General features: G+C 71.6%; 11 protein-coding genes. 7 read left to right on the top strand and 4 right to left on the bottom strand.

The features are described from left to right. The first annotated feature begins 59 nt into the window (after nt 1–59). Together ACTWJ8_RS17790 and ACTWJ8_RS17785 are read left to right on the top strand one after the other, a co-directional pair. Complete coding sequence (locus ACTWJ8_RS17790; RefSeq protein ID WP_356384184.1) at nt 60–647, top strand: TetR/AcrR family transcriptional regulator; 588 nt, start codon at nt 60–62, stop codon at nt 645–647. Between the two features lie 106 nt (nt 648–753). Beyond that, nucleotides 754–2,955, top strand: a complete 2,202-nt coding sequence (locus ACTWJ8_RS17785) for an MMPL family transporter (RefSeq protein WP_443264467.1) — start codon at nt 754–756, stop codon at nt 2,953–2,955. On the opposite strand, the gene ACTWJ8_RS17780 is transcribed toward ACTWJ8_RS17785, so the two are convergent. Further along, nucleotides 2,945–3,319 carry an SsgA family sporulation/cell division regulator gene (locus ACTWJ8_RS17780; RefSeq protein ID WP_356384189.1) on the bottom strand — a complete coding sequence of 125 codons (375 nt, stop codon included), beginning with the start codon at nt 3,317–3,319 and terminating at the stop codon, nt 2,945–2,947. The genes ACTWJ8_RS17785 and ACTWJ8_RS17780 overlap by 11 nt on opposite strands. A gap of 118 nt (nt 3,320–3,437) precedes the next feature. On the opposite strand from ACTWJ8_RS17780, the gene ACTWJ8_RS17775 reads away from it, so the two are divergent. From ACTWJ8_RS17775 to ACTWJ8_RS17755, 5 genes are read left to right on the top strand one after another with little or no spacing between them, the layout of a single operon-like run. Beyond that, nucleotides 3,438–4,502 (top strand): energy-coupling factor ABC transporter permease, encoded by a 1,065-nt coding sequence (locus tag ACTWJ8_RS17775; protein WP_443264465.1) that lies wholly within the window; start codon nt 3,438–3,440, stop codon nt 4,500–4,502. A gap of 1 nt (nt 4,503) precedes the next feature. Next, nucleotides 4,504–5,265 (top strand): cobalt ECF transporter T component CbiQ, encoded by a 762-nt coding sequence (cbiQ, locus tag ACTWJ8_RS17770; protein ID WP_443264463.1) that lies wholly within the window; start codon nt 4,504–4,506, stop codon nt 5,263–5,265. After that, the gene (locus tag ACTWJ8_RS17765; RefSeq protein ID WP_356384198.1) at nt 5,253–6,029 is read left to right on the top strand and encodes an energy-coupling factor ABC transporter ATP-binding protein; all 777 of its coding nucleotides are present in this window, start codon (nt 5,253–5,255) and stop codon (nt 6,027–6,029) included. Before cbiQ ends, ACTWJ8_RS17765 begins: the two co-directional genes overlap by 13 nt. Nucleotides 6,030–6,081: 52 nt before the next feature. Continuing rightward, nucleotides 6,082–7,245 carry a serine hydrolase domain-containing protein gene (locus tag ACTWJ8_RS17760; protein ID WP_443264923.1) on the top strand — a complete coding sequence of 388 codons (1,164 nt, stop codon included), beginning with the start codon at nt 6,082–6,084 and terminating at the stop codon, nt 7,243–7,245. A 9-nt stretch (nt 7,246–7,254) separates the two neighbouring features. Continuing rightward, the gene (locus ACTWJ8_RS17755) at nt 7,255–8,028 is read left to right on the top strand and encodes an SDR family NAD(P)-dependent oxidoreductase (RefSeq protein WP_356384201.1); all 774 of its coding nucleotides are present in this window, start codon (nt 7,255–7,257) and stop codon (nt 8,026–8,028) included. A gap of 22 nt (nt 8,029–8,050) precedes the next feature. Here ACTWJ8_RS17755 and ACTWJ8_RS17750 read toward each other — a convergent pair whose 3' ends face one another. From ACTWJ8_RS17750 to ACTWJ8_RS17740, 3 genes are all read right to left on the bottom strand, one after another. Next, entirely contained in the window at nt 8,051–8,899 is an 849-nt protein-coding gene (locus ACTWJ8_RS17750; RefSeq protein WP_443264462.1) for an EamA family transporter, read from the bottom strand. Further along, nucleotides 8,896–9,375, bottom strand: a complete 480-nt coding sequence (locus ACTWJ8_RS17745; protein ID WP_356384207.1) for a YbaK/EbsC family protein — start codon at nt 9,373–9,375, stop codon at nt 8,896–8,898. Before ACTWJ8_RS17745 ends, ACTWJ8_RS17750 begins: the two co-directional genes overlap by 4 nt. 67 nt (nt 9,376–9,442) lie before the next feature. Continuing rightward, nucleotides 9,443–11,140 (bottom strand): penicillin-binding transpeptidase domain-containing protein, encoded by a 1,698-nt coding sequence (locus ACTWJ8_RS17740; protein ID WP_443264460.1) that lies wholly within the window; start codon nt 11,138–11,140, stop codon nt 9,443–9,445. Nucleotides 11,141–11,213: the final 73 nt, after the last annotated feature.

The following is an 11,213-nucleotide window of genomic DNA, read 5'->3' as shown; positions in this document are numbered from 1 at the left end:
TTCGCTAGCGGGCGGGGTACTTTGAAGGCGTACGAAACCGGAGAGGTCAGGTGAGTGACATGGTCGCGGAGGCAACGACGCGCCGCAGCCGGCTCACGCCCGAGCGCGAGGCCGAGCTGTACGGCGCCGTGCTCGAACTTCTCCGCGAGGTCGGCTACGACGCCCTGACGATGGACGCCGTCGCCACCCGCACCCGCTCCAGCAAGGCCACGCTCTACCGCCAGTGGGGCGGCAAGGCCGAGCTCGTCGTCAAGGCCCTGCGCAGCCAGAAGCCGCACTTCGACGAGGTGGACACCGGCTCGCTGCGCGGCGATCTGCACGCGATCGCGCACCGCGAGGACGACTGCCACATGGAGCAGAACAGCGCGCTGATGCGCGGCCTGATGGTGGCCGTGCACCACAACCCGGATCTGCTCGCCGCCTTCAAGGAATGGATCGTCGAGCCCGAGATGACGGGTGTCGACCGGATGGTGCGCAGAGCGGTGGACAGGGGCGAGGTCCGGGCCGACAACCCGGCGCTCGGCTATCTGATCCACATGCTGGTCGGCGCGTTCGCCACCCGGACGCTCATCGACGAGCAGCCGCCGACGCAGGAATACCTCGTCTCGTACATCGACGCTGTGGTCCTCCCCGCCCTCAGCGCCTGACCCTTCCCCTCGGTTCCACCTGACGCACAACCGCTCATGTCGTCGGGCCGATCTCCCCTGCCCTGCCGTCCCGTTGGACCCACGACCTGACCGGGAGTACGCCTCCGTGGCCACATTCCTCTACAAGCTCGGCAAACTCGCGTTCCGCCGACGCCACTTCGTCGCCCTGATCTGGGTGGCCCTGCTCACGCTCGCGGGCGTGGGCGCGGCCTCCGCCCCGACCGCCGCCTCCAGCTCCTTCTCCATACCGGGGACCGAGGCGCAGAAGGCCTTCGACCTGCTCGACCAGCGCTTCCCCGGCTCCGCCGCCGACGGCGCCACCGCCCGCGTCGTCTTCGAGGCGCCGAAGGGCGAGAAGCTCACGGACCCGGCCAACAAGGCCGACATCCAGGACACCGTCGCCTCCCTCAAGTCCAGCTCGAAGCAGGTCGCCTCCGTGGCCGACCCGTTCGTCGCCAAGACACTGAGCAAGGACGGCACGATCGCCTACGCATCGGCCTCGTACAAGGTCTCCTCGATGGAGCTGACCGACGCCGACCGCGACGCGCTCCAGGACGTCATCGACGAGGCGAAGAAGACCGGTCTGACCGTCGAGGTCGGCGGTGACGCGCTCCAGGCCATGCCGGAGACCGGCGCCACCGAGGTCATCGGCATCGCCATCGCGGCCGTCGTCCTCGTGATCACCTTCGGCTCGCTGATCGCGGCGGGCCTGCCGCTGCTCACCGCGCTGATCGGCGTCGGCATCGGCGTCTCCACCATCACGGCGCTCGCCAACGTGCTCGACCTCGGCAGCACCACGTCCACCCTCGCGATGATGATCGGCCTCGCCGTCGGCATCGACTACGCGCTGTTCATCGTGTCCCGGTACCGGGCCGAACTCGCCGAGGGCCGGGAGCGCGAGGAGGCCGCGGGGCGGGCCGTCGGGACCGCCGGATCGGCCGTCGTGTTCGCGGGCCTGACCGTCGTCATCGCCCTCGTCGGCCTCGCCGTCGTCAACATCCCGATGCTCACCAAGATGGGTGTGGCCGCCGCCGGCACCGTCGCCATCGCGGTGCTCATCGCGCTCACCCTGATCCCGGCGCTGCTCGGCTACGTCGGCAAGCGGGTGCACGGCCGCAGGGCCCGCAAGGACCTGGGGAGCGAGAAGGAGCCCAAGGCCAACATGGGCACCCGCTGGGCCCGCTTCGTGCTGCGCCGCCCGGTCGCCGTCCTGATCGTGGGCATCCTCGGCCTCGGCGCCGCGGCCGTCCCGGTCGCCTCGCTCGAACTCGGCCTGCCCGACGACGGCTCGCAGCCGACCAGCACCACCCAGCGCAAGGCGTACGACCTGCTCTCCGAGGGCTTCGGCCCCGGCTTCAACGGGCCGCTGATGACGGTCGTCGACGCCAAGGACTCGGCCGACCCGAAGGCCGCCGTCTCCGAGGTCGTCCGCGAGATCAAGGGCACCGAAGGCGTCGCCGCCGTCACCCCGCCGACCTTCAACAAGGCGGGCGACACCGCCGTCATCAGCGTCGTGTCCAAGTACAAGCCGTCCTCGGTCGACACCGAGAACGTCGTGCACGACATCCGCGACGCCGGCAAGGACATCAAGGCCGACACCGGCGCCGAGCTGAGCGTCACCGGCTCCACCGCCATGAACATCGACGTCTCGCAGAAGCTCAACGACGCGCTGATCCCGTACCTGGCGCTCGTCGTCGGCCTCGCGTTCCTGCTCCTGATGGTGGTCTTCCGCTCGATCCTGGTGCCGCTGAAGGCCGCGCTCGGCTTCCTGCTCTCCGTGCTGGCCGCGCTCGGCGCCGTCGTCGCGGTCTTCCAGTGGGGCTGGCTCGGCTCGCTGTTCGGCGTCGAGCAGACCGGCCCTGTCATGTCGATGATGCCGATCTTCATGGTCGGCGTGGTCTTCGGCCTCGCGATGGACTACGAGGTGTTCCTCGTGACCCGGATGCGGGAGGCGTACGTGCACGGGGAGCGGCCCGCGCAGGCCGTCGTCACCGGGTTCAAGCACGGGGCGCGGGTCGTCACGGCCGCGGCGATCATCATGATCGCGGTGTTCGCGGGCTTCATCGGAAGCTCCGAGCAGATGGTGAAGATGATCGGCTTCGGCCTCGCCATCGCCGTCTTCTTCGACGCGTTCATCGTCCGCATGACGCTCGTGCCCGCCGTCCTCGCGCTGCTCGGCAAGAAGGCCTGGTGGCTGCCGAAGTGGCTGGCGAAGGCGCTGCCGAACGTGGACGTCGAGGGCGAGGGCCTGCGCACCGCCGGCGACGACCAGCGGCCCGACGAGGACCGGGAGCTCGTCAGCGCGTGACGCCCTGAGGGGCCCGGCCAGGGGTGACGGCCGTGTGGGTACGACGCAGGAAGCGGACCAGCGCCTTCGTGTCGAACTGCACGACCGTCACCCCGCTCGGCTTGTGGGGCGCGTGGAACTCGATGACGGTCTGCACCCGCCCGCACGGCCAGATCCGGACGGTGCCGCCGGCCGCGGGGGAGCGCAGTCCGCGTTCGAGCAGCTCGCGGGGGAAGGAGCCCCACTCGCCGGAGCCGGGCAGCGCGACATGTACGGTGCCGCCTTCGTGGCGCAGCACCACGGGGACCGCCCGGTGCGCCTCGGGGGAGTCCGTGACGACCCGGGCCCGCGCGTACTGCTCTACGTACTGCTCGACAACCGTCATGTCCTTAAATGTCGCATATGTGGAGGTGTACAGACCAGGGACGACCGGGGGAGACCGGGGCCAATTGGTACCGGGAGGCTCTTGCAAGGCTTTCGCAACAAGCCTCTATCATCGAACGATGCATGTCCCTGACGGATTCATCAACGCACCCGTGTCGGCCGCTACCGGCGTCGTCGCCGCGGGCGCCGTCGCCGTCAGCCTGCGCGGCGCCCGCCGTGAGCTGGGCTCCGAGCGGGCCGCGCCGCTCGCCGGCCTCGTCGCGGCGTTCATCTTCGCCGTGCAGATGCTCAACTTCCCCGTCGCGGCGGGCACCAGCGGACACCTGCTGGGCGGCGCGCTGGCCGCGATACTCGTGGGCCCGTATACAGGGGTCCTCTGTGTGTCCGTGGTCCTTCTCATGCAGGGCGTGCTCTTCGCCGACGGCGGCCTCACCGCGCTCGGCGTGAACATCACCGACATGGCGATCACCACGACCGTCGTCGCCTACCTCGTCTTCCGCGGCCTCGTGAAGCTGCTGCCGCGCACCCGCCGCTCCATCACCGTCGCGTCCTTCGTCGCCGCGCTGCTCTCCGTCCCGGCCGCCGCGATCGTCTTCACCCTCATCTACGCCATCGGGGGGACGACCGACGTCTCCATCGGCAAGGTCGCCACCGCCATGGTCGGTGTGCACGTCCTCATCGGCATCGGCGAGGCCGTGATCACCGCGCTCACCGTCGGCGCCGTCGTCGCCGTGCGGCCCGACCTCGTGTACGGGGCCCGCGGACTGCACCAACCGCTCAAGCTCAAGGTCAACGGCGAACTCGTCGACGCGCCCGCCGCGACGCCCGCCCCGGCCGCCGCCCGCTCCAGCCGCAAGGTCTGGATCATCGGCCTCGCCGCCTCCCTCGTCCTCGCCGGCTTCGTCTCCTTCTACGCGTCGGCCAACCCCGACGGCCTGGAGAAGGTCGCCCACGACAAGGGCATCGACCGCACGGAGAAGGAACACGCCTCCTCCGACTCGCCGCTCGCCGACTACGGCGTGAAGGACATCACCGACGCCCGGCTCTCCGGCGGCCTCGCCGGGATCATCGGCGTCGGCGTCACCGTCGTCGCCGGGACCGGCGTCTTCTGGGCGCTGCGCAGGCGGCGTACGAGCGACGCGGCGTCCACCGAGGTGCAGGCGGCGCAGGAGAAGGTCTCCTGACATGGGCGCCGGCCACGCCCACCGCCTCTACCGCGCCGGGACCTCGCCCGTGCACGCGCTGCCGCCGCACACCAAGCTCGCCGCCGTCTTCTGCTTCGTGATCGTCGTCGTCTCCACGCCGCGCGAGGCGGTCTGGGCCTTCGGGCTCTACGCGGTGCTGCTCGCGGCCGTGGCGTACGTCGCGCGGGTCCCCGCCGGGTTCGTGCTGAAGCGGCTGCTCATCGAGGTGCCGTTCGTGGCGTTCGCCGTCCTCATGCCGTTCGTGGCGGAGGGGGAGCGGGTCCAGGTGCTCGGGATGTCGCTCAGCGAGAGCGGACTGTGGGGCGCCTGGAACGTGCTCGCCAAGGGCACCCTCGGCGTCGCCGCGGCCGTCCTGCTGGCCTCGACCACCGAACTGCGCGAACTGATCCTCGGCCTGCAACGCCTCAAGCTGCCCCCGCTGCTCGTCCAGATCGCCTCGTTCATGATCCGCTACGGCGACGTGATCACCGACGAGATGCGCCGCATGCGGATCGCCCGCGAGTCGCGCGGCTTCGAGGCCAAGGGCGTACGGCACTGGGGCGTGCTCGCCAAGTCGGCGGGCGCCCTGTTCATCCGCTCCTACGAGCGCGGGGAACGGGTGCACCTCGCCATGGTCAGCCGCGGCTACGCGGGCTCGATGCCGGTGATCGACGATCTGGCGGCCAGCCGCGCGCAGTGGTCGTACGCGCTGGCCCTGCCGTGTGCGGCGCTCGTGGTGTGTCTGATGGGATGGATGCTGTGACTGCTTCTTCCGAACCGGCCTCGCTCGAGGTCTCCGGACTCGCCTTCGCCTACCCCGACGGACACCAGGCCCTCTTCGGCGTGGACCTCACCATCGGCAAGGGCGAGCGGGTCGCGCTGCTCGGCCCGAACGGCGCGGGCAAGACGACGCTCGTCCTGCACCTCAACGGCATCCTGACCGGCGGCGCCGGATCGGTGAAGGTGGCCGGGTTGCCGGTCACCGCGAAGAACATGGCGGAGATCCGCCGCAAGGTCGGCATCGTCTTCCAGGACCCGGACGACCAGCTGTTCATGCCGACGGTCCGCGAGGACGTCGCGTTCGGCCCCGCGGCGGCGGGTATGAAGGGCGCCGAACTGGAGGCGCGGGTCCGCAAGGCCCTGTCGCTGGTCGGCATGGAGGACTTCGCCGACCGCCCGCCGCACCACCTCTCCTTCGGCCAGCGGCGCCGCGTCGCCGTCGCCACCGTCCTCGCGATGGAGCCGGAGATCCTCGTCCTCGACGAGCCGTCCTCCAACCTCGACCCGGCCTCGCGGCGCGAACTCGCCGACATCCTGCGCTCGTTGGACGTGACCGTCCTGATGGTCACGCACGACCTGCCGTACGCCCTGGAGCTCTGCCCCCGCTCGGTGATCCTCAGCGGCGGCGCGATCGTGGCGGACGGCGGGACCGGCGAGCTGCTCGTCGACGAGGAGCTGATGGCGGAGCACCGCCTGGAGCTGCCGTTCGGCTTCGACCCGCGCTCGGTGGCGGACAAGGCGATGTGATCGATCATCCGGAATGCGAGGGCGGCGCCGCCTGTTGCAGCATTCCGTGGACATTGCGGTGAACGGCACGACGGCCCCCGGATTCGACGGCGTACGTACGGTATTCGGCGAGAACTTCACGGCCCGCGGCGAGCGCGGCGCCGCCCTCGTCGTGTACCGGGACGGCCACCGGATCATCGACCTGTACGCGGGCACGCGCGACGTCGACGGGGACGAGCCGTGGCAGCCGGACACCGCCCAGCTGCTGCGCTCCGGCACCAAGGGAATCGCCGCCGCAGCCCTGCTGCTGCTCCACCAGCGCGGCGAGCTCGACCTCGACGCGCCCGTCGGCGCGTACTGGCCCGAGTTCAAGGCGCACGGCAAGGAGGACGCGCTGGTCCGCCACGTCCTCGCCCACCGCGCCGGAGTCCCGGCCCTCGACCGACCCCTCACGCCCGCGCAGGCGGCGGACCTGGACATCGCGGCGGCGGCCGTCGCCGCGCAGGAACCCTTCTGGGAGCCCGGCACCGACCACGGCTACCACGCGCAGACGTACAGCTGGCTCACGGCCGAGCTGGTGCGCCGCGTCACGGGCCGCACCATCGGCGAGTACGTCGCCGAGCACATCGCCGCACCGGCAGACGCCGACCTGTGGATAGGCCTCCCCGCCGCCCAGGCCCACCGCGCGGGCCGCGTCGGTCCCGTCGCACCCCCGGCCACCGCGGGCCCGCGCTCCCGCCCCAAGCGCGCCATCGCCGAGGCGTACGGGAACCCCGCGTCGCTCACCAGCCGCGCCTTCGCCGCGATCACCCCGCCCCCGGACGAGAACGACCCCGCCTACCGCGCCGCCCAGCTCCCCGGCTCGAACGGCTTCGGTACGGCCGACGGCCTGGCCCGCTTCTACGCGTCCCTCATCGGCGACGTGGACGGCGGCACGCGTCTGTGGGACCCGGCCACGCTCGAACTGGCCCGCACGGAGGCCTCCGCGGGCCCCGACCGCACCCTGATCGCCCCCTCCCGCTTCGGCCTCGGCTACATGCTCCACGGCGTGGCCTCCCCGCTCCTCACCCCCGCCTCCTTCGGCCACCCCGGCCGCGGCGGCGCCCTCGGCTTCGCCGACCCTGACACCGGCATCGCCTTCGGCTACGTCACGAACGGCATGCAGAAGGGCGTCACGGCCGACCCGCGCGCACAGGCCCTCGTGAAGTCCCTGCGGGAGGCACTGAACGCGGGTTAGCGTCCGCGCATGAAGCGATTCGAGGGGTACGGGGTTCTGATCACCGCCGCGGGCCGCGGCATCGGTGCCGCCACCGCGCGGCGGCTCGCCGGCGAGGGGGCGAGTGTGCTCGTCACCGACATCGACGAGGCGGCGGCGGGAAAGGTCGCCGCCGGGATCCGGGAACAGGGCGGTACGGCACGGGAGTTCGGCTGCGACGTCGGGGACCGGACGTCGGTCGAGGCGGCGGTCGCGTACGCCGTCGAGGTCTTCGGCCGGCTCGACGTGCTCGTCAACAACGCCTACGCCTGCCACCCCGACACCCCGCTCTTCGAGGACGAGGACGACGAGGCGTGGGCGCGCGACCTCGACCTCACGCTCACCGGCGCCTACCGGTGCGCCCGCGCCGCGCTGCCGCACCTCGTCGACTCCGGGCGCGGCGCCATCGTCAACATCGGCTCCGTCAACGGGATCCAGGACTTCGGCAACCACGCGTACAGCGCCGCGAAGGCGGGGCTCGGGTCGCTGACCCGCACGCTGGCGGGGCACGCCGGGCCGCGCGGCGTCCGCGTCAATCTCGTGGCCCCCGGCACGGTCCGCACCACGGCGTGGGAGGGGCGGGACGAACAGCTCGACGCGATGCGGAGGTTGTACCCGCTGGGGCGGGTGGGGGAGCCGGAGGACATCGCCGCGGCGGTGGCGTTCCTCGCGTCGCCGGACGCGGCGTGGGTGACCGGGGTGACGTTGCCGGTCGACGGCGGGACGACCGCGGTCAGCAGCGGATTCATGGCCGTGCGCGGGTGACGCGCTGACGTGGTGACGGCCTTCAGTGGGCCAGCATCAGGCCGATTCCCGTGACCACCACACCGGCCGCCACCACCCTCGGCGCGCCGAACCGCTCCTTGAAGAACACCGTGCCGATCGCCGCCCCGACGATGATCGACGACTCCCGCAGGGCCGAGATGGGGGCCAGGTCGGCGCGCGTCTGGGCCCACAGCACAAGGCCGTACGCCAGGACCGAGAGCGCCGCGCCCAGCAGTCCGCGCCACGCGAACGGGCGCAGCCGCCCGACCAGTTCGCCCCGCCAGCGGTACGCCGCGTACGCCGGGACCGCGAGGCCTTCGAGCACCATCAGCCACGCGATGTAGCCGAGGGAGGAGCCGGAGGCCCGTACGCCCAGGCCGTCCACCACCGTGTACGCCGCGATCGAGACGCCCGTCGCCAGCGCCGCGCCGAGCGCCCGCAAGTCCGGCCTGCGCCCCGAACCCCGCAGACCCCACAGCGCGAGCCCCGTCAGGCCCGCGCTGGACACCGCGACGCCCGCCGCCTGCCAGCCGCCCGGCACCTCGCCCGCGAAGACCGCCGCGAGCACCGTCACCACGAGCGGCGCCGTGCCGCGCGCGATCGGGTAGGCCTGCCCGAAGTCCCCCAGCCTGAACGAGGTCATGAGCAGCGCGTAGTAGGCGACGTGGAGGAGCGCCGAGGCGATCAGGTACGGCCAGGCGCCCGCCGCCGGGAGCGGGGCGAAGATCGCGAGCGCGAGGCCGATCAGTGTCCCGCCGCCCGAGATGAGCGTGAAGCCGACCAGTTTGTCCGTGATGTGGTGGGCCAGGGCGTTCCACGAGGCGTGCGTCACCGCGGCGAGCAGCACCGCCGCGGCGACGACCGGAGTCATGCGCGCACGTCCACGAGCGTGGCTCCCGCGTGCGTGATCAACTCCTTGGGCTCCATGGGGAAGACGGCGTACGGGTTGCCGGCCGCCGCCCACACCGTGTCGTGCGCGAGCAGCGAACGGTCGGCGAGGACCCGGGTCTTGTTGGCGTGGCCGAAGGGCGGCACGCCGCCGATCGCGTAACCGGTGAACTCCCGCACCACGTCCGCCTTCGCGCGCGTCACCTTCTGCGCGCCCAGCTCGTCCCGTACGAGATCGAGGTCGACGCGCGAAGCGCCGTCCATGAGGACCAGCACCGGCACCCCGTCCGCAGCGAAGATCAACGACTTGCAGATCTGGCTCAGTTCGCAGCCGATCGCGTCGGCCGCCTCCTGCGCGGTGCGGGTCGCCTCGGGGAAGCGCCGCACCCGCGGAAGGAGGTCGGCGAGGCCCATGGTGTCGGCTGCTTCGGCGAAACGGGGGTGCGCTGCTGTCGTCATGACCCGCACGCTAGCCCTCCGTGTACGGGCCACGCGACCCCGTTTCGCGCTCTGCCGGTCCGGCCGGTCAGCCGCCCGCGAGCAGCATCTTGCGGACGACCGGGCCCGCCGAGTCGCCGCCGTGCCCGCCCTGCTGCACCACGGCCGCCGCCGCGAGGTCCCCGCGCCAGGCCGTGAACCAGCCGTTGGGGTCCTTCTGCCCGTCGACCTCCGCCGAGCCGGTCTTGGCGCCCATGTCGGAGCCGAGCCCGGACATCGGCTTCACGGCGGTTCCCGCGATCGCCGTGTAGTGCATCAGCTCCCGCAGCTTCGACGCCGTCGACGCGGAGATCGGCTTCGAGGCCTTCGCCAGCGTCCGGTGGTCGAAGTCGGGCGACACCAGGTACGGCTGGTGGAAGGCGCCGGCCTTCACGGTCGCCGCGACCGACGCCATGTTCAGCGGGTTCATGCGGACGCCGCCCTGCCCGATCAGCGAGGCCGCCATCTGCGCCTGCGACATCACCGGCACCGCGCCGTCGAAGCTCGGCACGCCGATCGACCAGTTGTTCATGCCGAGGCCGAAGACCTGCTGCGCCTGCTTGGTCAGCGAGTCGTTGTCGAGCTTCGGGGCCTGGCTGATGAAGGCGGTGTTGCAGGACGCGGCGAAGCTCGCCTTGAACGTGCCGTCCTTGATCTGGAACTTGTCGTCGTTCTGGAACTTCCAGTGCCCGTACGTGAAGTACTTCGGGCACGGGTGCTTCTTGTCGACGTCCGTGAGGTTCTTGTCGAGCAGCATCGACGCCGTGATGACCTTCATCGTGGAGCCGGGCGCGAGCGAGCCCTGGAACGCGGTGTTGAACCCGGTGCTGGAGTTCGCCACGGCCAGGATCTCGCCGGTCGACGGCTTCACCACGACGACCGAGGCCTTCTTGCGGGACTTCACCTGGTCCTCGGCGGTCGCCTGGAGCGCCGGGTCGAGCGTCGTCTTCACGGTGCCCGGCGTGCCCTTGGAGAGGGTGAGGAGCGTCTTGTCGGGCAGCGCGTTCTTGTCCTCGGACTTCTTCTCGGGCTTCGCCCGCACGACGCGCAGCTCGACGCCCGCGGTGCCGCCGGCCTTCTTCCCGTACTTCTCGCGCAGCCCGTCGACGATGGTGCCGATCGACGGGTACTTCTTCGCGTCCAGCTCGTTCCCGTCCCGGTCCACGGCCTTGACGGGCGGGTCGCCCGCCTCGCCGGTCTCCAGCCGGTCGCCCTCCTTGAGGTCGGGGTGCACGACGGAGGGCTTCCAGTCGACGAGGACCTTGCCGTCGCTCTTGCGGCGCTCGGCGGTGAGCGAGGAGTCGTACGCGAACGGCTTGCTCAGCGCCGAGCCGCCCTCCTTGTACGCGACCGTGGACGTGACGTGGAAGGGGACGTCGGCGCCCTTGCGGGCGGCGGGCGCGATCTTCAGGTCGGTGAGGTGGGCGTCCTTGGTGACCTCGGCGAGCGCCTTCTTCGCGGCGGCCGCGTCGTTCGTGTACGCGGCGGCCTTCGCGGTCTCGCCCTGCTGCCAGGCGGTGAGGAAGCCGTCGGCGGCGGCCCGCACCTCCTTGGCGGTCGGCGGCCCCTTGGGGATCTCGGGCTTGTCGTCGGCCGCGGCCGAGGTGCTGCCGGCCGAGCCGTCGCTCCCGATCAGCGCGTACGCGCCGACGCCTGCCCCGATGACGGCGACGGCGGCGACGCCGCCGATCACCAGGGCGTTCGTGTTGCGCCGCGTCTCGCCTCGACGCCTGCCTCTGCTGCCCACCTGAGTCCTCCGGAGATCTACGGTCGGCCCAGGGTACGGGGTCGCCGTGAACGCACTTTCCAGAGGACTGAAC

The sequence above is a fragment of the Streptomyces sp. SDT5-1 genome (assembly GCF_052245995.1).
Taxonomy (GTDB): Bacteria; Actinomycetota; Actinomycetes; order Streptomycetales; family Streptomycetaceae; genus Streptomyces.
This window is presented reverse-complemented; position numbering and strand designations above follow the sequence as displayed.